At 33.1% G+C, this 26490-nt stretch carries 15 protein-coding genes; 4 read left to right on the plus strand and 11 right to left on the minus strand.

The genetic code is table 11. The features are described 5' to 3' along the window. Window positions 1–3 precede the first annotated feature (3 nt). The 3 genes from CLV91_RS15365 to CLV91_RS15375 are packed head-to-tail and all read right to left on the minus strand — an operon-like array spanning window position 4 to window position 4359. Window positions 4–1590: a glycoside hydrolase family 3 protein gene (locus CLV91_RS15365; RefSeq protein ID WP_121069173.1), complete on the minus strand. Its 1587-nt coding sequence runs from the start codon at window positions 1588–1590 to the stop codon at window positions 4–6. Beyond that, a complete protein-coding gene (locus CLV91_RS15370; protein ID WP_121069118.1) occupies window positions 1583–2857 on the minus strand; it encodes an MFS transporter in 1275 nt (424 codons plus the stop codon). The genes CLV91_RS15365 and CLV91_RS15370 overlap by 8 nt, the downstream gene beginning before the upstream one ends. After that, window positions 2854–4359, minus strand: a complete 1506-nt coding sequence (locus CLV91_RS15375) for a glycoside hydrolase family 10 protein (protein WP_121069119.1) — start codon at window positions 4357–4359, stop codon at window positions 2854–2856. Before CLV91_RS15375 ends, CLV91_RS15370 begins: the two co-directional genes overlap by 4 nt. A 133-nt stretch (window positions 4360–4492) precedes the next feature. On the opposite strand from CLV91_RS15375, the gene murQ reads away from it, so the two are divergent. Beyond that, the gene (murQ, locus tag CLV91_RS15380) at window positions 4493–5302 is read left to right on the plus strand and encodes an N-acetylmuramic acid 6-phosphate etherase (RefSeq protein ID WP_121069120.1); all 810 of its coding nucleotides are present in this window, start codon (window positions 4493–4495) and stop codon (window positions 5300–5302) included. A gap of 2 nt (window positions 5303–5304) precedes the next feature. Here murQ and CLV91_RS15385 read toward each other — a convergent pair whose 3' ends face one another. Beyond that, window positions 5305–5706, minus strand: coding sequence for a c-type cytochrome (locus tag CLV91_RS15385; RefSeq protein ID WP_211333230.1), 402 nt, complete (start codon window positions 5704–5706; stop codon window positions 5305–5307). 8 nt (window positions 5707–5714) lie between these two features. Then, window positions 5715–6839 carry a PQQ-dependent sugar dehydrogenase gene (locus CLV91_RS15390; RefSeq protein WP_121069121.1) on the minus strand — a complete coding sequence of 375 codons (1125 nt, stop codon included), beginning with the start codon at window positions 6837–6839 and terminating at the stop codon, window positions 5715–5717. 143 nt (window positions 6840–6982) lie between these two features. Here CLV91_RS15390 and CLV91_RS15395 point away from each other — a divergent pair, with 143 nt between their 5' ends. After that, window positions 6983–15568: a T9SS type B sorting domain-containing protein gene (locus CLV91_RS15395; protein WP_121069122.1), complete on the plus strand. Its 8586-nt coding sequence runs from the start codon at window positions 6983–6985 to the stop codon at window positions 15566–15568. A gap of 103 nt (window positions 15569–15671) precedes the next feature. Here CLV91_RS15395 and CLV91_RS15400 read toward each other — a convergent pair whose 3' ends face one another. From CLV91_RS15400 to tsaD, 6 genes are all read right to left on the minus strand, one after another. Next, the gene (locus tag CLV91_RS15400) at window positions 15672–16856 is read right to left on the minus strand and encodes a THUMP-like domain-containing protein (RefSeq protein ID WP_121069123.1); all 1185 of its coding nucleotides are present in this window, start codon (window positions 16854–16856) and stop codon (window positions 15672–15674) included. A gap of 7 nt (window positions 16857–16863) precedes the next feature. Then, window positions 16864–17964, minus strand: coding sequence for an AI-2E family transporter (locus CLV91_RS15405; RefSeq protein WP_121069124.1), 1101 nt, complete (start codon window positions 17962–17964; stop codon window positions 16864–16866). Between the two features lie 4 nt (window positions 17965–17968). After that, on the minus strand, window positions 17969–18619 hold the full coding sequence (locus CLV91_RS15410) for a DUF4159 domain-containing protein (protein WP_121069125.1): 651 nt from the start codon (window positions 18617–18619) through the stop codon (window positions 17969–17971). 107 nt (window positions 18620–18726) lie between these two features. Next, entirely contained in the window at window positions 18727–19434 is a 708-nt protein-coding gene (locus CLV91_RS15415) for a 16S rRNA (uracil(1498)-N(3))-methyltransferase (RefSeq protein ID WP_121069126.1), read from the minus strand. A 19-nt stretch (window positions 19435–19453) separates the two neighbouring features. Continuing rightward, the gene (locus tag CLV91_RS15420; RefSeq protein WP_121069175.1) at window positions 19454–19801 is read right to left on the minus strand and encodes a TfoX/Sxy family protein; all 348 of its coding nucleotides are present in this window, start codon (window positions 19799–19801) and stop codon (window positions 19454–19456) included. A gap of 10 nt (window positions 19802–19811) precedes the next feature. Beyond that, window positions 19812–20834, minus strand: a complete 1023-nt coding sequence (gene tsaD / locus CLV91_RS15425) for a tRNA (adenosine(37)-N6)-threonylcarbamoyltransferase complex transferase subunit TsaD (RefSeq protein WP_121069127.1) — start codon at window positions 20832–20834, stop codon at window positions 19812–19814. A gap of 108 nt (window positions 20835–20942) precedes the next feature. Between tsaD and CLV91_RS15430 the strand changes: the two genes are divergently transcribed. Further along, window positions 20943–25349 (plus strand): translocation/assembly module TamB domain-containing protein, encoded by a 4407-nt coding sequence (locus CLV91_RS15430; RefSeq protein WP_121069128.1) that lies wholly within the window; start codon window positions 20943–20945, stop codon window positions 25347–25349. A gap of 149 nt (window positions 25350–25498) precedes the next feature. Further along, the gene (gene pfkA / locus CLV91_RS15435; RefSeq protein WP_121069129.1) at window positions 25499–26485 is read left to right on the plus strand and encodes a 6-phosphofructokinase; all 987 of its coding nucleotides are present in this window, start codon (window positions 25499–25501) and stop codon (window positions 26483–26485) included. Window positions 26486–26490: the final 5 nt, after the last annotated feature.

A 26490-nucleotide genomic window follows, 5' to 3' on the forward strand; every position in this document is an offset into this window, starting at 1 on the left:
TAATTAAGAAATAGTTACCGGTAATTTTCCTTCTGCATTTATTTTACCTAGAAAATGATTGGCAGCAACAGTTTTAAATTCTTCAAAATCTTGATAAGCAACCACAGCAGATTTGGTGTTTTTATAATTAAGGTGATTAAGTATAAAAGGGCTGCCAAATATATAGAGTATTACGTTTTTAGTTTCTAAGAGTTCTCCAATAAGAGCCCAGTATTCTTTTGGGATATTAAATTTATTTTGCGGTTTTACTTTAGGGGCTTCAATAGATAATAGAATGTTCTCTTTGTCTTTTATTTTAGCTTTAATTTCTGGGATTGATGTATCACTTAAATTATAAAAATCAAAGTCTTTTTCTTTCTTGATGGTGGTAAAAAAAGTGTTTTCTTCCTTGAAGTTTATATCAATTCCAACAAAAGGGGCATTCATAAAATTATTGGTATTACCAACTATTTGTGTAATACTTTTTTTTGCAATTTTAGTAAGTAATGTAGTGTAATCTACAGCTTGTAATTTGTGGTTATCTATTTGGTTTATAGCTTTTTCTTTTAAAAGCCAGATTCTTTTAAAACTTTCTTCTATAGCTTTATTATTTGCATTTTTTAGAATAGTTTCAATTCCTTCAACTGTATTTTCAGCAAAACATAAAATATCATTTCCAGCATCAAAAGCCAACCATTCTAACTCTCCTTTTATAGGATAGTTTTTAGAAACGGCATGCATGTTTAAAGCATCAGAAATCACTACTCCTTTAAAACTTAATTCTGTTCGTAAAACCCCTTTAATAATATCTTTTGATATGCTAGATGATATTTTACTTCCATTAGCTAATGCAGGAATAGATAAATGCCCAATCATTACCGAGTCTACACCAGAAGCTACTATTTTTCTAAAAGGATATAACTCATTATCCCATAATTCATCTATGTTTTTATCTATTAAAGGTAAATCTAAGTGTGAGTCTGTCGCGGTATCGCCGTGTCCAGGAAAATGTTTAATGCTTGTTAGGATTCCTGCCTCTTTGGTTCCCTTAATAAAAGCAATAGCATTTTCGGTAACGTTATTCTTATCCTCTCCAAAAGAGCGGTAACCAATAACGGGATTATTAGGATTATTATTAATATCTACTACAGGGGCTAGATTCCAATGAATCCCTGCGTTTTTGCAATCTAGCGCAATATTTTTTCCTACTTGTTCTATTAAATCTAAACCATTTTGCATTGCACCTAAACAAATAGCATAGGGGTATTGTGGCGTATTTTCAATACGCATTGCTAATCCCCATTCGGCATCAATACTTATTAAAAGAGGTTGTTTTGCTGCTTTTTGGTATCGTTGTATTAAATTTTTAAGCGTACTAAGACTTTCAGTATTAACTATTATTTTTTTCTTCCCTTCAAAATTTGTCGCTGCGCTGGCTCTACTGTGAAAAAAGCATAAACCTCCAATTCCTTGTTCTTTTATTAGTTTTTCTAAAGCACAAATTTCTTCTTCTGTATCATTAATAAAGGCTGCAGGCATAAAAAGCTGACCAATCTTTTCTCTTTTACTAAGAGATTCTGATGCTGTAGTATAGGAAGTTATATTATGCATTTTCTTGGTTTGATTTTTTACCATATTCTGCTGGGTATTCAATGTATTTTAAAAGTATTAAAGCAGGGAGGGCTGCAACAACTACCCAGATAAAAAAGCCTCCATAGCCTAACCATTCTTGCATAAAACCACTTATCATTCCAGGAAGCATCATTCCTAAAGCCATAAAACCTGTAGCAATTGCGTAATGCGATGTTTTAGATTTTCCTTCTGCGATATATATTAGATACATTAGAAAGGCGGCAAAACCAAAGCCATAACCAAATTTCTCAAAAGCTACTGTTGCAGTAACAGCAATAATATTAGTGGTTTTAGTTACGGCCAAAATTGCATATAAAATATTAGGGATGTTTAAAGATAATAACATGGGTAACATCCATTTTTTTAGTCCGTCTCTAGAGATTAAAATTCCTCCTAGAATTCCTCCAATAGAAAGCATTATTACACCTACGGTGCCAAACAAAGTGCCAAGTTTTTCGGTAGAGAAAGCTAATCCGCCTTCAGAAACTTCATCTAACATAAAAGGAGCAGCCATTTTTACTAATTGCGATTCTCCTAAGCGGTACGTTAAAATAAAAGCTAATGCAATGCCAATTTTTGGTTTCTTAAAAAAAGAACCCAAAATAGCTCCAAAACTTTGAGGTTTGTCTGCACTATTTTTTTCTTCATTCTCGTATTTAGGAGCTGTGAAAAAGTTGGCTATTGTTAAAACTAGCATTAGTATAGCAGCAGCAATCATGGTAATGCTCCAGGCCTTAGTACTATCACCGTATTTAGTTTCTAAATAACCAGCAAGTATAACAATTAAACCTTCTCCAGTCACCATTGCTAGTCTGTAGAAAGTACTTCGCATACCAACAAAAAAGGATTGTTTTTTCTCGGATAATCCTAACATATAATATCCGTCCGACGCTATATCGTTCGTGGCAGAGGCAAAAGCAGCCATCCAAAAACATGCTAAAGTAGTTGTAAAAAAGATGTTGGTAGGTAATGTAAGTCCCACTCCTAAAAGAGCCAAAGCAATTAGGAATTGCATTCCTAAAAACCATTTTCGTTTAGTACTTTTTAAATCAACAAAAGGACTCCATAACGGTTTTAGAACCCAAGGTAAATAAAGCCAACTGGTGTATAGTCCTATATCAGCATTACTAACCCCTAGTTTTTTATACATAATTACAGATACGGTAACTACCATTACATATGGGAGACCTTGCGTAAAATATAAAACAGGAACCCATGCCCAAGCTCCTTTATCTTTTTTAATCATGGTCTTAAATTTAATACTATTGGTTCACTTTCTTGCCCGTAATAGTCAATAAAACTAACCGCTACTTGTTTTTTGCTCTTCAATTTTTTTAAAGGAATTATAAATTGATGCTTGTTATTAATGTTGGTTTTTGTAAGTAATTTAGTTATAGGGTAGGTGTCTTTTAGCTTTTTACCAGAACTATAAAAAAGTGCATATCTAATTTTAGCTGTAGTATTTATAGAAAATTGAATAGTATCTGATGTAATTTTTAAGCCCTTAATTTTAACCTCCTTGATAGTTTCTTTCTTTAAAGGAGAAATAGGGTTTAATGCAGACTTTTTATAATATTTTTTTTGAATGTAATCTACAACATCAGGATTTTTTTGGATTAAGGATTTGGCGCTAAAAAAAGCGTTTCCTCCCATTTCTTTTGTGTTTCTGGTTAGTTTTAACTGGTTAGGAAGTTCTTTTTTATTCTCCCAAGCTTTATCACTATTGTTACGAATTTTATAGGCACCATTACCAATGTAAATATTACTATTGCTTTTATTTTTTGCCCACCAGTTAACTATTTTATTGTGCGATGCTACAGGCAAATCCATACTCCAATATACTTGCGGAATAACATAATCTAGCCATCCTTTTTGCATCCATAACAGTGGGTCTGCATACAAATCTTCATAGGTAGTAACTCCTGCTTTGGTATCTGAGCCTTTTGGGTCTGTAGAATTGTTTTTCCAAACACCAAACGGGCTAACACCAAACTGCACCCAAGGTTTTTCTTTTTTTATAGTTTGATGCGTATTTTTAATTAAAGAATCTATATTGCTTCTACGCCAATCTTCTAGGCTTTGGTTGGGGTGTTTGTAAAATTCAAAACAAGATTGGTCTTCAAAAATAGCATCTTTAATTTTATATGGATAAAAGTAATCATCAAAATGTATAGCATCAATATCGTACTTATGAACCACTTCTTTTATAATAGAAGCTAGTTTTTCTCTTACCTCTGGTAATCCGGGATTATAGTAATATTTTTTGCCATATTTAAGCATCCATTCTGGATGGGTATTAAAATCGTGCGTAGGACTAAGAACTTCTGTTTTTAGATCAAATGTTGCTCTATAAGGGTTTAACCATGCATGAAATTCCATACCGCGAGAATGCGCCTCGGAAATCATCCATTCTAATACTTCAAAATTTTGTTCTGGAGCTTTACCTTCTTTTCCGGTTAAATACCGAGACCATGGTGCTTTGTCTGATGCATAGAAAGAATCGCCTGCAGCTCTAATTTGAACAATCACAGCATTGAAATTAAGGTTTTGGTAAAAATCTAAGATTTCTAAGTAATCTTTTTTTTGTTTTTCTATGGTGTCTAATCCATTTTTTGGCCAATCTATATTTACTACTGTGGCAATCCAAACGCCTCTAAATTCTGTTTTTGGATGTTTATTATACGACTGTAAAGAACTACAAGAAAAAAGGGTAGTAGTAAGGAGAAAAACTAAAAAGTATTTTGACATAGGAAAAATGAAAAAGGCAATTTTTTTACTAAAATAACCCTTTTTAAGGTTAAATTTTATTTTTATAGAATGGTCTCAAGAAAATTTTCCATATCCTTCTAGAAATAACGATATTCGTTACTTATAAAAAAATATGAGCTATAAAAAAATCACAGAATCGCCGTCTAATCACAATAATTTAGAATTGATGGACACTACTACAATTCTTAAAGCAATGAATGAAGAGGATAGGAAAATTGCTGATGCAGTTGCAGCAGTAATACCTCAAATAACAAAGTTGGTAGATGGTTTAGAAGAAAGGTTTCATAAAGGAGGAAGACTATTTTATATAGGAGCAGGAACAAGTGGAAGATTGGGAATTTTAGATGCATCAGAAATTCCACCAACTTTTGGAATGCCACATGAAAGAGTTCTTGGTTTAATAGCAGGAGGAGATAAAGCCATACGTAAAGCGGTAGAAAATGCCGAAGATGCTACTACCCAAGCTTGGAAAGACTTAGAGGCGCATAATATTACTAATATTGATGTAGTAGTTGGTATTGCAGCATCTGGTACAACCCCTTATGTTTTAGGAGGTATAAAAGCTGCAAATGAAAAGGGGCTGTTAACTGCAGGCATTACGAATAATCCTGGCTCACCTTTAGCACAACTTTCAGAAATTCCTATTGAAATAAATGTAGGGCCAGAATTTGTAACGGGGAGTACTCGTATGAAAAGCGGAACTTCACAGAAATTGGCTTTAAATATGATTTCCACAGCCTTAATGATACGTATAGGACGTGTAAAAGGAAATAAAATGGTGAATATGCAGCTAACCAATGATAAGTTGGTAGATAGAGGTACGCGCTATATTATGGAAGGTTTAGGTATTAGTTATGAAAAGGCCGAAAAATTATTAAAAGAACATGGTTCTGTTAAACTAGCAATAGAATCTCAAAAATAAAATTATTCTGTAACTAAAGATACTTCTTCTGGAGTAACAATTTTATCGCTAGAGTTTTCCCATGTATTTAATATGTAGTTCATAACATCTGCTACTTCTTCTGGTTCTAAACCTTGACTAGGCATAGAGTTATTGTACGTTTTTCCATTCACTACAATTTCTCCCTGAAGACCATATAGTATAGCCTTTATGCTTCCAGTTCTATTATTTAATAAGTAATCCGATTTTGCTAAGGGAGGATAAATTTTAGCAAAACCTTTTCCTTTTTTTAGATGACAGGATACACAAAAGTCGGCATAAATTTCCTCGCCTCTTAACATGCTTTCTTGTAAGGTAGATTCTTGTTGTGAAAAAGAGATATTAGAAGCTATAAAAAATAAAAAAACGATGATTATAAATTTCATTCTTAAAATTATTTAGAATTTGGAATTAGTTTGTAAATACCTTTGCCTTCTACGGCAACATAAATATAACCATCTGGTCCTTGTTTAACAGCTCTTACTTTTCCTAAATCTGGTAAAAGCTTTTCTCTACGGATTACTTTGTTGTTTTCTAAAATAAGTCTTTCCAAATATTGATATTTTAAAGAACCTACTAAAAGATTACCATTCCATTCTGGATACTTGTCTGATGTAATAAATGCCATTCCACTTGGGGCAATAGACGGAATCCAATAATATAAAGGTTGCTCCATTCCTTTCATCTCAGTTTTATCAGTTATAGAAGTGCCACTATAATTAATGCCATAGGTAGTTAATGGCCAACCATAATTAGCACCTTTTTTAATTATATTAATTTCGTCTCCTCCTCTTGGACCATGTTCATTATTCCATATCTCTCCCGTAATTGGATGTAGAATTAACCCTTGGGGATTTCTATGTCCATAACTGTAAATTGCGGTTTTTGCACTATCAACACCAACAAAAGGATTATCTTCAGGAATGCGTCCATCATCATGTAGTTTGTAGATTTTACCTCCATCTCGTTTTATGTCCTGCGGATTTATATCTCTAGCACCACGTTCTCCAATAGAAAAATATAAATAATTATTCTTGTCAAACACTATTCTAGAACCAAAATGTTGCCCTTTTGTAGTGTTAGGAGTTGCTTTGTAAAGCACTTTTTTTTCTGCAAGTATTGTGTCTTTTAGTTTAGCTCTTAGTATAGCTGTATGTCCTCCTTTTTGCTCTCCTTCAGGAGACGCATAGGATAGATAAATCCAACCATTTTCTTTAAATTTAGGGTGTAAAGCAACATCTAGTAGACCTCCTTGTCCTCTTTTGTAAACCTTTGGAATATTGCCTATTTTTTGTTTTTTATTGTCTTTAAAAAGAAGTAACTCTCCCTTTTTTTCGGTAATTAAAATAGCGCCATTTGGTAAGAAGGTAAAACCCCATGGAATTTCGAGTTCATCGACCAATAGCACAGCAGAAAACACATCATTTTTTGGTTCTGAAACCTTATTTTCTAGAGTTTGTGAAATCGATAAATTGTGCATTACAACGAATAAATAAAAATAGTAGATACTTTTCTTCATGGACTTACGTTAGAATAATATTAAAATGGTCAATAAATTTTTTGTTTAAAATTAAAGAGAAATTATAAGTTTAAAGAATTACACTAAAAAAACATTTAGGTTCCCCAAATCATAAACTGTTTTTTTAAAATACGACTTAACCTATGCTACCAAAAAAAACCAAGTATACCTTGTATGCTGTTCTGTTGGTTTTTGTTTCTGCAATATATTCAACTGCAGTAGCAAATACAACAGTTTTTGAATTACTTAAAGAAGTAAGTTTTTCAAAGAAAGAGACTGCGCCCAAATCGGAGTCTGTTAACACAAAAAATACCATAACATCTTTTAATAGTACAGCTAAAAGTGATGCTAAAGTTAGTATTGCTCCTATGTTTATGACAATTGTTCAAGGGGCAGATGCAGAAGTTGGTTGTGCTGATAATGGTTTTACAGTTGCGCGTTTTAATCTTTGTGGAGATTTTGATGATAGAATTATAAGTTTGTCAGGAGGGCCATATACTTCTGTTCAGTGGCAAGAGTTAACTTGTGCTCCAGATGTAAATGAAGACTGTCCAAATACAACAGTTTCTTGTTATAACGGTGTGTCAACAAACCAAACCTATACATTAGATGCTAGCTCAATTTCTTCTACAACAGGAGCAGAGTATAGGGTTATTGCAGATGGGCAACAATACTTTATAAAAGTTAAGAAAAGTAATATTACCCAAACTCATGTAAAACAAGATTATATATGTGGGGTAGATGGTAGAATACAAATCACAAATTTATCTAGTGCATATGAGTTTAGTATAGATAGTGGTAGTGGTTTTGGCCCATGGCAAGGTCCAATATTTAATAACTTAGTACCAGGAACATATATTGTTAAAGCACGTTTACAGAATACACCAAATACTTGTGAATATCCGTATGAACCTATTACTATAGATCAGTTAGATATGGAGATTGAAGCTACATTTGTAGATGCGCAATGTAGTGGAGAAACAGGTAGTATTACAGTTACAGCAAATAATGTGCCTGGCCCATATAAATACACTTTATTAAATGATAGTGGTGTGGCTCAAGAATTTACTGCATTTATACCGGATAATCCATATACATTTTCGGCAGTTGGTTTTGGAACCTATACAGTACAAGTAGAAACACAACAATGTACCGGAGATCCTTTAAATGGGATAGATCCTCCAAGACAAACGGTAGATACTTCTGGAAACCCAATAGTTATAGGTAACGGTTTAGTAGCATTAGATGCCTCTACAGAGGTAAATAGTAGTTTTGGTTGTGCTACAATAACAAGTGTAGATATAACAGTAAATACTTCTGGAGGTGCGCCACCATATACTTTTATTGTCAATGGTGCAGGGCCATCTAGCCCTTCTTATTCGGGATTAACAACATATACAGTAACTTCTCCTGGTAGTTATGATTTTTTAATTACAGATAGTAATGGTTGTACTATTACGGCGTCTTCTAATGTAGAATCTTTATTGCCGCCAGATGTAAATGCTACAGGTGTAGATGGTACTTGTACCAATGGAGGAGCAAAAATTAATTTTAATGTAACGGATGCTCGCGGATATAATTTAACCTATAGTGTAGATGCTGGTGTTACTTGGGTAACCGCAGATCAAATTTCTGTAACAGCAACTCCTGGAGGAACTTTGTATGATCAATTAGAAGTACGTTACCAACAAGGGGGATTTGAATGTACAAGGACTGTAAATGATGTTACAGTAAGTAGTGTAGGGGTTATAACAGGTTCTGCAACAAAAATATCAGATAGAACTTGTGATGGTTCTGGAGGTACAATTGGTGGACAAATAGATTTTGGCCCAGTTAGTGGTGGTTCAGGAAGTGGATATACTTTTAGTATTGATGGCACAAACTTTACAACAACTACATCTTACACAAATTTAGTAGCAGGAACCTATACACCGATGATTGAAGATGGTGGTGGTTGTAGGCTAGAAGGTACGCCAATAACAATTTTAGATGTAGATCCACCAACAGATATAGATTTTATTGCTACAAATAGTAACTGTACGCTTAATACAGTAGACCTACAATTAATTCCTACTTTAGGTACAGGCGGAGCAACAATCGCAAATTATTCAATTATTAGCCCTATAGTAGATGATAATGGAGCTAGTGATACATTTGTGAGTTTAGATGCGACACAATCGTATATTTTTCAAATAAGAGATAGTAATGGGTGTACCTATACAGAAGGGTATAGTCCTTTTTTAACTAGTTCTATTAGAGCAAGAGTAAAATCTGGAGGAGATTTACGTGTTTGTAACGGAGCAACGGATGGTACTGGGACATTTTTAATAGATGGTTTTGGAGCTAATTATACATACGATATAAATGGTGGTCTATATACAGGTGGCCCTCAAAATGATGATGAGGTAGATTTACCTTTGTCTGGACCAGGAACATACACGATTACTGTAACTGATGTAGATACAGGATGTACAGATACAGCTTCTTTTGATATTATAGAAGCAGCTCCTTTATCTTTAACTGGAGCAGTTGTGGATATGAGCTGTGCAAACGGAAACCGAGGAAGAGTTACTGCTACTGCAACTGGTGGTTGGGGTGCATTTAGATATACGTTAACCCCTCCAGTCGGGGCTGTACAAGGACCAAAATCTGGAAGAACTTTTAATAACCTTACTGCAGAAGGAAATTATGTGTTAGAAGTAGAAGATGCAGAAGGCTGCACAGTAACGTTTAATTTTGCATTAACAGAAATTGATGCTCCAACCTTAACACTAGATACAGCGGCTTCAGATTTTTGTTATGTTGCAGGTACAGGAGCAACGGCAGTAGTTAATTCTACAGCTGGGTCAGCAGGTGCAGGAACACACCAATATAGAGTAAATGGAGGAACATTACAGGGGAATACATTTACAGGTTTAACACCAGGTAATTATACTATAGAGGTTGTAGATGGTAATAATTGTACTGCTGCCATTAATATAACAATAGAGGAGCAATTACGAGTAAATACAAGTTTAATTACAGAAATACCTTGTGGAACAAGTGATGGTAGAATACGAGTGAATGTAAGTGGGGGTTATACTCCAGGTTCACAATATGAAGTAAGTACAGATGATGGTGTTACTTGGGGGTCTCCTATAGCATTTACATCTAATTCTTTTAATTATGATACGAGAGTAGATGGCACCTATAGATTTAGAATAACAGATACGAATACGACAAGTGCAGCTTGTGTTGTAGAGTCTGCACCTTTAGTTGTTAATCCTCCTGATCCTATTGCTGCAGCTGCAATAGATACAAGAGATGTTACCTGTGGGCAAACAGCAAATGGGGCAGTAACTATTACTCCAGATGCAACTAGTGGTGTACCACCATATGTAATTAGTTTTAATGGTAGTCCTTTTACAGCTCAGACTGTATATTCTAATTTGGCAGTAGGAACCTATCCGTTTACGGTTAGAGATGCAAGAGGTTGTATAGTAAATCAAACTGTAGATATAATTTTAGATACCACGCCAACACCAGATGCTACAGTAACAGAAATACCAGCAACTTGTGCGGCTAGTGTATTAAGCGGTGGTATACGAATTTCTGGGGTAACAGATGGTCAAGAAAATTTCAGTTTTATAGTAGAAGATAATACAGGAACAGAAGTAGCAAGGCAAGATAATGTTACAAGACTTGCTGCAAATTCATTAGACATTTTCGATGTAGATTTAGTTCCAGGAGATTATACTGTAATTACTATTGATGCAAATGGTTGTACAGATATTGATACAGTTACTATTACAAGTAATGAGGTGGTAATAACTCCTATACCACCACCAATTCCAGCAGATTGTGATGATACTAGTTTTACATACTCAGTAAGTGTTAGTGGTGGTACAGGTTCTTATTTAATAAAACTAGAACACCAACCTACTTTTTATACTTTAAGTGATACTCCTGCTACAAATGACCATACTTTTGATAATGCTACAGATGGTATTACGTATGGTGTTGCATATACAGTACAAGTAAGAGACACTGGTACGAATTGTATTTATGAGCAAGAAATACCACCTGTAGACGGTGGGTCCTTATTGGAAATAACTGCTGGTTCTACTCCTGGAGCGTGTGACGTAAATAGGAATGGAGAAATAACATATAGTATTACTGGATTTACTTTGGGGGATGATTTATTAATAGAGTTATTAAATAATGACGACAATACTACTATTCCATTACATACTCCTGTTACTCCTTTAGCTATTCCTTTTAACGATACATATCCAGAATTACCTGGGGATTATCAAGTTATAGTTACTAATTTATCTGATAATTGTACCGATGCAGCTGGAGTAATAATAGATCAGAACTTACCTTCTATAGATATTTTAACCCAAGAACCGGCAAATTGTAATGCTCTAGGGCAAATTACAGTGCAAGGTAGGGGCGGTAATGGTGGTCCATATACTTATGCTTTTACTAATCAGGGTAACCCAGAACCTTTAGCAGGAGATTACTCTTCGACAACTACTTTTACCGCAGTTGCTGGTAATTATGATATATATGTAAAAGATGCCGGTGGCTGTACGTCTTTTGATATTGCTACAGTAATATTATTAGAACCAAATTTACCAACACCTACATTTGTGGTACAAAATCAATGTAATCCAGCTTCTACTTCTTTTGATATACTAGTACGTATGCCAAGTAGTATAGATACTCCAAGGTATACATTAGGAGGTGTAGAGAGACTGCCAACAATTGTTGGTGGTTTTTGGGAGTATACTTATAATGTTAGTAGTCCAGGGGATTATGTTGTAGATATAATTGATGCTAATGGTTGTACAGGGCAAGGCACAGCTACAGTTTATGATTTTTTAGCAGCTACTGGAGATTTTAGTACAGAATCTACTTGTAATGCTGCAGATGGTGTAATAACAATACAAACTAATGGTGGTAGTGGGGACTTTAGTTATGATATTTCTGGTATAGATTATTTAGGCAATCCATATTCTGCTCCACAACAAATAAATAATAGAGTATTTACAGGTCTTTTACCTGGAAATTACCAAGTTGTAGTTACAGATAGAATTGTAAATGACGGTACAGGGTTCTGTGAGTTTACAGTAACAGATATTAATCTTAATAGAGCAGCATTGCCAGCCATAACATCAGATACGCATACAGATATAACTTGTCATGATGCAAATGATGGTACTATAGAAATTTTAGTTGGTCCAGATGATGCGGCATTCCCTTTTACATCAGAAGATTTACCTATAGAATATATTTTAACAAATTTAGATACAGCAAGTGAAGAAGACAGGAATAATACGGGGTCTTTTGGGAATTTATCAGCAGGAAGATATCAAGCAGAAATAGTAACTGCAAGAGGTTGTTCTATAACATCTTTGGAGCATGTAATTGACAATCCAGATGATTTTTCTATTACTATAAATACACCTCCAACAAATTTTGTTTGTGAATCCGGAGGAAATAGATTTAGTTCTGCGATAATAACAGCTACAATTATAGATCCTGGTACAATTGGTAGTGGATATAGATATAGTATTACCGGTTTTTCTAACTACCAATCTTCTCCTAGTTTTGAAGTAGTAGATAATGGTAGTCCGCAAACTTTTACAATTTATGCTATAGATGGTAACGGTTGCCAAGCAACTTCGCAAACAATTACGATTAACCCACCAACAGATGTGGTTCCTTCTGTCATAGAGAGAGATTTATTAAATTGCGCAAATCCAGAAAGAGTAAGAATACAAGTAGTATCTAACCCTGCAGGGCCCGTAGATTTTACTGTTAGGACAACTTCTGTCGTAGCAGTTGCTCCTGTAACTAATAGTTCTGGAAATGATTATGTAGATGTGTTTTTACCAGCGGCAGGCGACTATATTTTTGAAGTTGAAGATAATAATGGCGGTTGTTTTTATCCAATGCCAGTACATACAGTAGCAGAGCCAATAAGCCCTACAGTTGTTCTTGCGGAGGCTAAACCTATAAGTTGTTTTACTCCTGGTAATGATGGGGAGTTATCTATAACCGTAACGGATTATATAGGTCTTTATGATTATGAAGTGTTTAGAGGGGATGATCCAGGAAAAACAACTGTAATAGCAAGTGGTACTGGTTTGGATACGGCTAATAATCCAGAAACAATTTCAGGTTTAGTTGGTGGAAACTACTTTGTTGAGGTTACTTCTACTGCAATGCCTTTTTGCGATGGCGATAGTAATATAGCAACCATACGTACACCAAATGGAGATTTACAAGTAACAGCAAACGAAATAGGAAATACTAGTTGTAGTGATGATACAGGTAAAATAGAAGCTATTGGTAGTGGAGGATGGGATACCTCTGCTTATGAATATAGATTGCTACAAAGTACGGATGGTGGGACAACTTATCCTAACGAAATTGCAGCGTATTCTAATACAAATGAGTTTGAAAACTTAGCTAGCGGTGATTATAGGGTAGAAATAAGAGATGTAGAAGGTTGTGTAAATGATTTTGATATTACTTTAGCTGCGGTACCTCAGATAGATGCAGGTATTAGAGAGCCACAAGCGCTACAATGTCCTGCAGGAAATAATGCGGTCTTAGAAGCTTATGACCCAACAAGTGGTGATGCAACTTCAGCAACTGCTGGAGCGTCTGGAGGTTTCCCTGGAGCAGGGTATAACTATAGGCTATTATTTTTAGGTAGTAATGATAATACCAATATTGTATCTACAAGTGGATTACAAAATTCACCTACATTTATTGGTACAAGTGGCGGTTATATTAGTGCTGGTTGGTATGCTATAGAGGTTTCCTCTAGTTTTAACTGTTTGTTTATAACGGTTCCTTATTATGTGGATCCACCACCACCAGTAGAACCAAGATTAGTACAAACACGGGTACCTGGCTGTGGAGGAGCAGGGGAAATGCGATTAGATATAGAAAATTATGATGCTAGTTTTGTCTATGAGTATTTACAAATAGAAGATGGAACAGCTGTAGGGGTGTATACCGATATGGTTGGCTCATCGGTTACTGTGACAGGTAATGCAGGTATATCGTATCAATTTGATGTTAGAAAAAAGAATGCACTAAATACTTGTAGTGCTGTTAGGTCTAATGGTATAACTATGACAGATGCATCTGTGCTTACTCTTTTGCCAAATTCTCCAGTGGATCCAATTTCTTGTGCATCTGAATTAGATGGTAGGATAGAATCTTTTGCAAACGGAGGTGTAGGTAATAATATGTTTACATTATATATTGGAGAGCCTACAGATGGTTTTAATCTTGGCACAGCAACTATATATAGAGGCCCGCAAACGGATGGTACTTTTGAAGGGCTTCCTGAAGGTACAGATTATTGGGTTGGAGTTACAAGTGGTTTAACTTGTGAGGCTATAGATGGTCCTTTTGAAATTGTTAGACCAGCTCCAATAGTATTTACTGCAGACCCGGTTTCTGTAAGTTGTTTTGGAGAGGAAGATGGCGAAATTAGAATAGAAGTGCAATCAGGTGGAGTAGGGTTATTGCAATTTGCAATTGGCCCTAATTTCGATGAATTTTTTAGTGATCCAGTAACTCCTAATGCTTATGTTTTTGATGAGTTAGCTGCTGGGGATTATGAAATTCTTATTAAAGATGATAATGGTTGTTTTGAGAAAGATATTATTACAGTTCAAGAGCCAAATGTATTAGAAGTTACCAATATAGTTACAACACCTGAGTTATGTATTGGCGCTAATGATGGTACATTGTCTTTTGATATTATAGGAGGTACGCAGTTTAATGATGTTTTAGTGCACCCAACACCATATTATGAATATAATTTAGAAAAAATAAGCCCGGTAGATGAAACAGGTACTGGAGTTTTTGCACCTTATGATGGACAAATAATTGAAAATTTAGAAGGCGGAGCTTCTTATGCATTGTATATTAGAGATGCTAACGATTGTGAAGCTACAGAAGTTATATCCATTACAATTGGTGTAGATTTAACTGCAGAACCAATTGTTGAATATGGTTGTGAAGGTATATTCCCAAATAGTACTACAACTATAGAAATGCAAGAAAGAAGTTTAATACCAGATTTATTATTTGCATTAGATCCAGTAGACCCAACGGATCCTGTAACAGCTTTAGCAGGTACGGATTATGTTTTTGGAAATTTAGCACCAGGGAACCATACGGTTTATATTTATCATGAAAATGGCTGTACCAATATGGTAGAGTTTACTATAGATGCTTATGACCCTTTAACACTTACGGCTATAAAGACTGGTCCTAATGAGTTAACAGCTAGTGCAGAAGGGGGTTATGGAGGTTATGAGTTTTTCTTCCAAGGAGAATCTTATGGTAGTGAAACTGTGTACACTACTAATGAAAGTGCTGTGGTAGAAGTTAGGGTAGTAGATAGTAATGGTTGCTCTGCAATAGTAACCGTACCTTTTGAGTTTACAGGAATGTTAGATATACCAAATGCGTTTACTCCAGATGGTGATGGCTTAAATGATTTTTGGTCTCCTAATAATAGAGAATTTTTCCCTAACATAGAAGTTAAGATTTATGATAGATATGGCCGTGTTGTAGCAATACTAAATAATGTAACACAGTGGGACGGAAATTACGAAGGTTCTCCAGTTCCTACAGGAGATTATTGGTATGTAGTAAATGCCAATGATAAGAGTAAAATACAATTTGTTGGGCATTTTACTTTGTATAGATAAGTAAACTACCTTAGGGCAAGCTAACGAGGTATTTATTAGGAAACTAATTTTATCTCGTGGCAAACCGGCGTATTTAAAACTCGATTATCGAGTAAAATGCTCTTTAATTGTTTTTACTACAAATTAGCACTGTTAAGTTGTTATTTATATCTGTAGTAAAAAATAAATAAATTGTTCCACCATCAGATATCTTATGCTTTTTACGAAGATTGGCAACTTTCTCTGGAAAATTTCTAGTAGTTATATTGGCTTTAGAAATTTTTAAGTCTTTTATGTTTTTCTTATTGTAAATAATAGAATTTTCAATTTTAAAAATACGCCCTGGAAAAGTAGGTTCCATATGTTTACTAGTATATAAATGAGAGTTTACATGTAGTTTATTTAAATTAAGCTTTGCCCCTAAAGTTTTAAAAGCACCAGATTTTAAAATAGCAGAATTGGGCTCAAATAGATATTGCTGAGGTAGTTCGTAATTAGTAGATACGTCTTTTTCTTCATTAAGGGTAAAAGTAAAATAATCTGAATGTTTTTTTCCAATATTTACAGTTTGCACCTTTATAGTATCTGAGTAATTTTTTTCAAGAATCCAAATAAGCTCTTTTACCTCATTTTCTAATGCAACCACATGTATTTCTTTTACATATTTTAATTCTGATATTCCAACAGAAAAATCTAAAAGAGGAGATGTTTTTATGGCAATATTATTGGTTTTACTAAAAAGAAGTTCTATGTTTTTAGGAACATTAGGAAGGCAGTCTGAAAGTAAAAATACTTTCCCTTTTGCATCATTTCTTCGAGAAGGGTCTATATATATCCAATCATAAAATTGGTTGCTTTTTTGTAAATATTTTATTCCATCAAAAGGGAAAGTTTTAATGTTTTTTGCGCCTAATTCATTGAAATTATGCGCAGCAATTTGGGCTAGTTTTTCATTGATTTCGCAATGAGAAACCTCCTTCATTTTCTCACTAAAATAATAACTATCCACGCCAAAACCTCCAGTTATATCTAGTACTGAATTTTTGTCTAAAAGAGAGGCTTTGTACTGTGCTGTTTTTTGGGATGAGGTTTGTTCAATGTTTAGCTTATTTGGGTAATATATATTAGGAGTATTATACCACTTTGGGAGTTTTTTTTGGCATTTTTTCTTGGCTTCAATCTGTTCTACAAGCTCTTTAGAAGAAACGGTAGTAAAAGGTGTCTTTTTTAATAGAACTGACATGGTGTCAGTATTAATATTTTTAGTTATAAATTCCTGAACTCCAGTTTTTAATGTGTCTTTATTCAAAGTTTTGCTATAAATTTTGAGTTAATGACTTTACGAGTTTGTTCTCAGACAAAAATTCTTTTAAAATAACCTTTATTGCAGTATATCCGGGTACTGCTACAATCATTCCTACTACGCCAAAAAGAAGCCCTGCAATAATGATTACTAAGAAGATTTCTAGCGGATGAGACTTTACACTGTTAGAGAAAATAAATGGTTGGGAAAAGAAGTTATCAACTAATTGACCAATAGCTAAACCTATTAAAACATAGCCAGATTTTGGTAGTATTACCTCACTAAAATCGGCACCCAAATTACTGGTCATTGTTAAGCCTATCATTAGTACTCCTCCAATTAATGGGCCTACGTATGGTATTATGTTAAAAAGAGAACAAAGAAAAGCTATTACTATCGCATTTTCTATTCCAACAATCAATAGTACAATGGTATAAATAACAAACAAAATAAATATTTGTAATAATAAGCCAAGAAAGTACCTGGATAATAAATTGTTTATTTTTTCTATAGAATTTACTGTTCGTTTTTCATTGTTGTTTGGTACAAACATTAATAATCCATTTTGGAAAAGTTTGCTATCTTTTAAAAAGAAAAAGGATATAAATAAAACGGAAAATAAACCAATACTTAAAGAACTTAGGATATTTAAAAAAGAGTTTAAAAAATCTGGAATAAAACCAATGTTTAAACCATCTAAAATGTTTTTTTCAATTTCAGCATCTTCTAATGCTTCATTTACTTCAGAGGTTGAAAAACCTAAATAGTTTGTTATTTCTTTATAAAGAATATTAACATTCTCTTGAAGTTTATCAATGTCTAGTAAAGATAAATTTTTCCCTTGCTCCGAGAGTAGTGGGACAAATAAAGCAACTATTCCTACTAAAATTCCTACCATTAAGAGCATAGAAAGTACTACTGCTAGTGTGTTAGGGAATTTAAGTTTACGTCTTAAAAAGAGAACTATAGGCCTTCCTATAAGGGCAATTACTGCAGCAAAGGCTAAATAGGCTATTACAGATTGTATTTTATATAAAAAATACACAAGAAGTATTAAACCTATACTAATGCCTAGTGCTCTTAAAATTCCGTTGGCTATTGTTTTAGATGTCATATTACTAATGTTTAAATGCGTAATTAATAATGTTAGCTCCCATTTTTAATGCCTTTTCCCTTATTTCTTTTGGGTCATTGTGTACGGATGGGTCTTCCCAACCATCCCCTAAGTCTGATTCATAGGTAAATAGTAATACAAGTCTTGCTTCGTGGAAAAAACCAAATGCTTGTGGTCTTTTACTGTTGTGTTCGTGTATTTTGGGTAACCCTTCTTTAAAAACAAATTTATCTTTAAATATTTCATGATTTTTTCCAATCTCTTCTAGCTCTTTATCTGGGAAAATTTTCACTAATTCTTTTCGTAAATAAGGTTCCATACCATAATTGTCATCAATGTGTAAAAAACCACCAGATAATAAGTAATCATGTAAATTTTGCGCATCACTTGGAGAGAAAAAAACATTTCCATGCCCTGTCATATGAATAAATGGATATTGAAATATAGAAGAGTTTCCTGCTTCTACTACTTGCGGTTTGTCTTTAATTGTTGTGTTTAAGTTGATGTTGCAATAACTAATTAAATTTGGTAAGGCTGTGGGGTTACTATACCAATCTCCGCCGCCATTATATTTTAAAATAGCTATTTCTTGAGCAAAAGAAATAGTAGAAAAAATAAAAGTTAAAATTAATAGCGTTACAGTAAGTTGTTTCATAAGTCTCTTACAATTAGATGTCTCAAATGTAATAATTAAGATGTTTAAAAAAATATTAGGGAGAAATTAATCTAAATCTCATTATTTTTACTTGGCAAAATAATATTTTAACCATGATTAAGGATAGATAGAGTAGTGCAAGCAACAATTGCTGCAGTCTCTGTTCTAAGTCTGTTTTCTCCTAGCGAAACTGGTGAAAATTTATTTTCAAAAGCAGTTTTAATTTCGGTACTAGAAAAATCTCCTTCGGGTCCAATAAGTACCGTTGTGTTTTTATTCGGAACAGCCTTTTTTGATAAATCTATTTTTTCGGTTTCTTCACAATGTGCAATAAATAATTGACCCTTGTGTTCTTTTTTTAAGAAATCTTTATAACTAATTATTGGATTAAATTTTGGTAGAAAAGTTTGTAAGGATTGTTTCATAGCGGACTGTATCACTTTTTCCATCCTTTCTTGCTTTATAATTTTTCTTTCAGAGTTTTCGCATAGAATAGGGGTAATCTCATTTATTCCAATCTCTGTGGCTTTTTCTAGAAACCACTCAAAACGGTCATTGTTTTTGGTTGGTGCTACAGCTAAATGTATCCATGAGGTACTAGGTTCTTTTTCTATAGAGGTTAGTATTACAGCAGTACATTTTTTGGGGTTAGCTATAGTAATTTTTGAGGTTACTAAAAGACCTTTTCCATTAGTTATAGTAAGTATATTCCCCTCTTTTTTTCTAAGAACTCTTATAATATGTTTACTCTCTTCTTCGCTAAAGGTGAAGTTTTCTGTGCTGCGGTCAATATTTGGATTGTAAAATAATTGCATTATTACATTTTAAACTAATTTATGAACTTTTAAGTTTGTATTGGGCATGTTCCAAACCTAATTCTATCCAATTTTGCAATTCTTCTTCTGTTGTAAAACCATCTTCAGAAACATAAACAAATTCTTTCATTGGTTTGTTCGTGAAATCCATTGGTTTAACGTATTCTAGTTTTAAGTAATGGTCTATTTTGTCTGAGAGGATCCTAACCATTAAATTGCCTTTGATAATACCCACAGTCATTTTTCCATGAAATAAATAGGCAATACCGCCAAACATCCTTTTTTTTGAAAAGTTTTCTGTAATGTTTTTTGGAAAAATAGAAAATGCGGTATCTATTCTATTTTCTAATTCTTTTTGGAAAGACATTTTTTTTATTTTAAATACGATACCTAGCATTTGCTGTAATATCTTGTTTAGAAAACAACTCTTCTTGGTATTTAAGATAGCCAACAATGCCAATCATCGCAGCATTGTCTGTGCAATACTCAAATTTAGGAATGTATGTTTGCCATTGATTTGTTTTTTCCTTGTCTTTAAGTGCTTTTCGTATACCAGAATTTGCAGAAACGCCACCACCAATAGCAATTTGCTTAATTCCGGTTTGCTTAATCGCGTTTTTAAGTTTTAATAGTAATATTTTCACGATTGTATATTGAATAGAAGCACAGATATCTTCTAAGTTATCAGTTATAAATTCGGAGTCTTTTTTGACTTCTTTTTGTATAAAATATAAAATATTAGTTTTTAATCCGCTAAAACTAAAATCTAATTCGCCTACTTTTGGAATAGGGAATTCATATTTTTTTGCATTTCCATCCGAAGCATATTTGTCAATTAAAGGGCCTCCAGGGTAGGGTAGACCTAGTATTTTTGCACTTTTATCAAAAGCTTCACCAACAGCATCATCAAGTGTTTGCCCTAATACTTCCATTTTAAAGTAATCTTTGACTAATACAATTTGAGTATGCCCACCACTAATAGTTAATCCAATAAAAGGGAATGTTGGTTTTGTGTTGTCTTTGTCAGCAATAAAATGAGCAAGTAAATGGGCTTGCATATGGTTAACTTCAATTAAAGGAATGTTTAAACCTAATGCTAGCGACTTAGCAAAAGAAGTGCCAACCAATAAAGAGCCCATTAATCCTGGTCCGCGTGTAAAAGCTATGGCGGATAACTGTTTTTTATCGATATTTGCTTTAGCTAAAGCTTGGTGTACTACTGGAACAATATTTTGTTGGTGTGCGCGAGATGCAAGTTCTGGAACAACACCCCCGTATTCTTTATGAATTTTTTGGGTTGCCACGACATTACTTAATACTTCATCGTTGCATAAAACAGCAGCAGAAGTATCGTCACAAGAAGATTCTATGGCAAGAATGTAAATAGTTTTAGTTTGCACAGGGTTTGGAATAAAAATTGAAAAGACAAAGGTAAAACATAAAGAACTATCAAAAAACTAAGAAAAATACTGTTACGAATACTAATTGTGCTTTTAGTTACATGTGTTTTGGGTACCATTATCTTGGCTTTACCGTCTGTACAAACTCGCTTTGCAGAGTATGCAACAAAAACTATCAACAAAAAATATGGAACTAATATAAATATTGATCGTTTAGGAATTTCTTTAATATCTTGGAAAGCCTCACTAAAAGGAGTGTATGTAGAAGATTATAAAAGAGATACTCTTTTTTATGTTGCAGATTTAAATACTTCTATTTTAAGTGTGCAAAACCTTGTAAACGGGAAGTTTGAATTTGGTACTGTAAAAATTGATAGCCTTAATTTTAAATTAAAAACGTATAAAGACCAAACAGATACTAATCTAGATGTATTTGTGAAAAAACTAGATACTAAAGAAAAAGATCCCAACACTCCGCCATTTTATTTATCTGCATCGGAAGTAGAAATTTTAAATAGCGACTTTAAATTAATTAATGAAAATTTTGAGAAAGAGAAGCTTTTAGATTTTAAAAAAATAAATATTGCTTCGTCAGATTTTAGCATTGAAGGGCCTAATGTTGGTACGGCAATACATGATCTTTCTTTGCATAGTGGTAGAGGGATAGACGTGTATAAGCTCGAGACAGACTTTAAGTACACAAAACAACAAATGCGTTTTGACTCTTTAAACTTAAAAACAGAAGCTTCTAATTTAGTAGGGGAATTAGTTTTTAATTATGAACGGGAAGATTTTGCAGACTTTTTAAACAAAGTAAAAGTAGAGGCAGACTTTATAGATTCTAAGCTTTCTTTAGATGAAATAAATAAACTTTACAATGAATTTGGGGCTGGTAAAGTTGCTACGTTTTCTACTACAGTTAATGGTGTTTTAAACGATTTAAATACGGAAGAACTTTTTTTAGCTACTAATAATACAGGAATTAGGGGTAATTTTAATTTTAAGAATCTTTTTTCAAGAAAAGACCCTTTTAAAATGGTCGCAAAGATTAAAAATATTACCTCTAGCTACTATGAAATGAGAGCTTTAATGCCTAATGTTTTAGGAAAAACATTGCCAACTTCATTCCAAAAATTGGGTCAGTTTACTATTAGAGGAAACACCACCGTAGAAAAATCTGCAATAGAGGCAAAAATAAATTTAAATACTAACATAGGAAGCTCTTATGCAGATGTAGTGCTAACAGATATTAATAATATTGATAATGCAACTTACAAAGGTTTTGTTTCTTTAATAGATTTTGATTTAGGTGGTTTTATAGAAAATGAAACTGTTGGGAAGGCTAATTTGGATTTTAATATAGAGGGGAAAGGGTTTGTAAAAGAACATTTAAATACAGAAGTAATAGGGGATCTTTACTCCATAGAATTTAATAAGTATACGTATAAAGATATAAAGGTATCAGGGCTTTTAAAAGAGCAACTTTTTGATGGTTCTTTGGTTAGCAATGATGAAAACTTAAAATTTAACTTTAAAGGGCTAGCAGATTTTGAAGAGGGGCGTAATAATTTCAACTTTATTGCATCTGTGGGGTATGCTAATCTAAAAAAACTAAATTTTATTAACGATAGCATTTCTATTTTTAAAGGAAATGTAAATATGGATATTACGGGAAATACTTTAGATAATTTAGTTGGTGATATAAAGTTTTCTAAAACAAATTTTCAAAATAAAAATGACACCTATTATTTTGAAGACTTTAAAATATCTTCCAGTTTTGAGAATGATACCATCCGTACTATTGCTATAAATTCCCCAGATATAATTACGGGGTATTTAAAAGGTAATTTTAGAGTAAAAGAGTTAGGGAGGGTAGTGCAAAATTCATTGGGTAGTATTTATACCAATTATAAGCCTTTTAAGGTTTCTAAGGGGCAAAAATTAACATTTAACTTTAAAATATATAACAAGATTGTCGATGTGTTTTTTCCAGAAGTAAAGTTTGATCCTAATACTTTTATTAGAGGAAGAATAAATGCAGATGATGGCGATTTAAAATTAAATTTCAAATCACCAAGTATAGTGGCCTTTGGTAATGAAGCAGATGGTATAGAATTAAAAATTGATAATAAAAACCCTTTATATAATACCTATGTTTCAGTTGGCGATTTGTCTACTCCATATTATGATGTTAAAGATTTTAATTTAATAAACACCACATTAAAAGACACTTTATTCTTTAGAACAGAATTTAAAGGAGGGAGTGAGTACAACGATACGTATAATTTAAATTTCTACCATACTTTTAATAAAGAAAATAAATCTGTAATAGGTTTAAAAACTTCAGACATTAGTTTTAAGGGAAATACTTGGGTTTTGAACAAAGCTGGTGATGCTAAAAATAAAGTAATTCTTAATAGAACATTAGATAGTATTACAATTCAAGAAATTGTAATGAATAACAGTAAAGAAGAACAAATACGTTTAAAAGGGCAATTAGCAGATTCAACTTACAAAGACTTAGAATTGCAATTTAAAATAGTTTCCTTAGATAAAATAACACCAGCTATTGATAGTCTTAAATTAAACGGACAGGTAAATGGTATATTAAATATCCTACAAAAGGATGATATTTACTTGCCATCTTCTAATTTAACTATTTCAGATTTTAGTATCAATAAAATCCCACTGGGAGACCTGTCTATAGGTATTGTTGGCAATAGAGATTTAACAGATTTTTCAGTCAATTCTCAACTTACAGAAAATGGTATAGAAAAATTAGGTGTGGTTGGTAATGTCCTAAATACAGGAAAAATGCCAGAGGCAAACCTTTTAGTTAATTTTGGTAATTTTAAATTACAACCCTTTAGTCCCTTAGGAGAAGGGGTTATAGGGAATATACGTGGAAATTTAAATGGTAGTGCACGTATTACTGGTCCTGCAAATAATCCAGAAATTAATGGCTTACTGTCTTTAGATGATGCTGGTATAAGTATTTCTTATTTAAATGTAGATTATTCCTTTGCACCAAATTCTAAAGTACGTTTGTATGAGCAAACCTTTAATTTTGAAAATATAAATTTAACCGATATAAAAGCCGAAACCCAAGCAACAATAGACGGTACTATATCACATAGATATTTTGATAATTGGGTTTTAGATTTAGATGTGGATACAAACAATAATCGTTTTTTAATTTTAGATACAGAATTTGATGAAGATCAGCTCTTTTATGGGACAGGGTATTTAAATGGAACAGGACGAATTTATGGGCCAACTACAGCATTAAATATTGATGTTTTGGGTTCTACAGCGGAAGGTACTTCGTTGAAAATTCCTTTAAGTGATGTTGCTAGCTTAGGAGATTATTCATTTATAAATTTTGTTAGTAAAAATAAAACAGGAGACGCAACAGATGAAAGGGTGTTAAAGGATTATCAAGGATTAGAACTAAAATTTGATTTAGATATAACTCCAGATGCAGAAGTAGAAATTGTAACCGATCAAAAAACTAAAAGTTCTTTAAAAGGTACAGGAGCAGGTACTATATTAATGCAAATTAATACAAGAGGTAAGTTTGAAATGTTTGGAGACTTTGTTGTTGTTACAGGACAATACCATTATAAGTTTGGGGGTATAATAGACAAAACATTTATTGTAAAACCAGGAGGAACAATTAATTGGGAGAGAGACCCTTTAGCTGCGCAATTAAATATGGAAGCTGTTTATTCTTTAACGGCCAACCCTGCACCTTTATTAGATAATGCAGGTACAGCAACTAGAAGAATACCTACAGATGTAGTTATAAAATTATCTGAAGAATTAGAAAGCCCTAAAATAGATTTTGAAATAGAGTTCCCAAGTACAAATTCTATTATTCAATCTGAATTGGAGTATAGACTTCAAGATCCAACCGTAGAAGAAAAAAATGCCTTGTTTTTATTAGCGCAAGGTTCTTTTGTTAATGATCAATCTGGAATTAACCAACAAGCAGTTACTGGGAATTTATTACAATCGGCATCTGGATTATTAAATCAGGTTCTAAGTGGTGATAGTGATAAGTTTAATCTTGGTTTATCCTATGAGCAAGGTATTATAGACAAAAGCGCAGATATAGAAACAGATGATAGAATAGGCTTAACAGTATCCACGAAAATTAGTGACCGAGTGCTAATTAATGGTAAGTTTGGAGTTCCTGTAGGTGGTTCTAGTGAAACAGTAGTTGCGGGTGATGTAGAAATACAATTATTACTTAATGAAGAAGGAACTTTAAGTGCTAAGTTTTTTAATAGAGAGAATGAAATTCAAGAATTTTTAGCAGATCGCCAAGGCTATACGCAAGGAGTGGGTTTATCTTATGAGGTAGACTTTAACAATTTTAAAGAACTTATTAGAAAAATTCTAGGTAAAGATAATATTAAAGAAGAAAAAGAAGTGCCTCCAACTTCAATTATGGGTAATGATAGTCTAATAAGATTCTATAAAAAGACGCCCGAAAATCCAATATTGCGTTAATTTAACTTCCGTTTTTAGTTATATTTTTTAAGAATAGAAATTATTTTCAATACGAAAACGTTATAGCCCGTATCCTCTTGAAAATTAATGCTTACAAGCCTTAATTTATTAAATTAAGTTTGTTAATTTCGTGTATATATAAGTTTAGAATGAGCACGAAAATTCAAAAAATAGGCGTTCTTACATCTGGTGGAGATTCTCCAGGGATGAACGCAGCAATACGATCAGTTGTTCGTACTTGCGCTTACCATAAAATTAATTGCGTAGGAATATACAGAGGATATCAAGGTATGATTGAAGGAGACTTTAAACCTATGGATGCTCGTAGTGTAAATAATATTATTAATAAGGGAGGTACAGTTCTTAAAAGTGCTAGATGCATGGATTTTAGAACTAAAGAAGGAAGAAGTGCAGCACATAAACAATTAAAAGCAGAAGGAATTGATGCTTTTGTTGTTATAGGTGGTGATGGTAGTTTTACAGGAGCTATGGTTTTTAACCAAGAATATGATTTTCCAGTAATAGGAATTCCTGGTACTATTGATAATGATATTTTTGGAACCACATTTACGTTAGGTTTTGATACCGCTTTAAATACTGTGGTAGAGGTTATTGATAAAATTAGAGATACAGCAAGTTCTCATAACCGATTATTCTTTGTAGAAGTAATGGGAAGAGATGTTGGTCATATCGCATTAAATGCAGGGGTTGGTGCAGGTGCTGAAGAAATTTTAATTCCAGAAGAAGATTTAGGTTTAGAACGTTTAGTAGAATCTTTAAAACGAAGTAAAGAGTCTGGGAAATCTTCAAGTATTGTAATAGTTGCAGAAGGGGATAAAACAGGTAAAAATGTTTTTGAACTTAAGGAATATGTAGAAAAGCATTTACCAATATATGATGTACGTGTTTCTGTATTAGGACACATGCAAAGAGGGGGCTCTCCTTCTTGCTATGATAGAGTATTGGCTAGTAGAATGGGGGTAAAGGCAGTAGAGGCTTTGTTAGAAGGGAAAACTAGTTTAATGGTTGGTATTCAAGACAATCAACTAATACTTACTCCATTAGAAATGGCAATTAAAGGCCATACTAAAATTGATAAAGAGCTTATTAGAGTATCAGATATAATGACAACATAAATTAA

This window comes from Maribacter vaceletii (assembly GCF_003634105.1).
Lineage (GTDB): Bacteria > Bacteroidota > Bacteroidia > Flavobacteriales > Flavobacteriaceae > Maribacter_B > Maribacter_B vaceletii.

Coding starts and splice junctions, on each gene's coding strand:
- CLV91_RS15365 (WP_121069173.1), bottom strand. CDS start 1,590: ATGCATAATATAACTTCCTATACTACAGCATCAGAATCTCTTAGTAAA.
- CLV91_RS15370 (WP_121069118.1), bottom strand. CDS start 2,857: ATGATTAAAAAAGATAAAGGAGCTTGGGCATGGGTTCCTGTTTTATAT.
- CLV91_RS15375 (WP_121069119.1), bottom strand. CDS start 4,359: ATGTCAAAATACTTTTTAGTTTTTCTCCTTACTACTACCCTTTTTTCT.
- murQ (WP_121069120.1), top strand. CDS start 4,493: ATGAGCTATAAAAAAATCACAGAATCGCCGTCTAATCACAATAATTTA.
- CLV91_RS15385 (WP_211333230.1), bottom strand. CDS start 5,706: ATGAAATTTATAATCATCGTTTTTTTATTTTTTATAGCTTCTAATATC.
- CLV91_RS15390 (WP_121069121.1), bottom strand. CDS start 6,839: ATGAAGAAAAGTATCTACTATTTTTATTTATTCGTTGTAATGCACAAT.
- CLV91_RS15395 (WP_121069122.1), top strand. CDS start 6,983: ATGCTACCAAAAAAAACCAAGTATACCTTGTATGCTGTTCTGTTGGTT.
- CLV91_RS15405 (WP_121069124.1), bottom strand. CDS start 17,964: ATGACATCTAAAACAATAGCCAACGGAATTTTAAGAGCACTAGGCATT.
- CLV91_RS15410 (WP_121069125.1), bottom strand. CDS start 18,619: ATGAAACAACTTACTGTAACGCTATTAATTTTAACTTTTATTTTTTCT.
- CLV91_RS15415 (WP_121069126.1), bottom strand. CDS start 19,434: ATGCAATTATTTTACAATCCAAATATTGACCGCAGCACAGAAAACTTC.
- CLV91_RS15420 (WP_121069175.1), bottom strand. CDS start 19,801: ATGTCTTTCCAAAAAGAATTAGAAAATAGAATAGATACCGCATTTTCT.
- pfkA (WP_121069129.1), top strand. CDS start 25,499: ATGAGCACGAAAATTCAAAAAATAGGCGTTCTTACATCTGGTGGAGAT.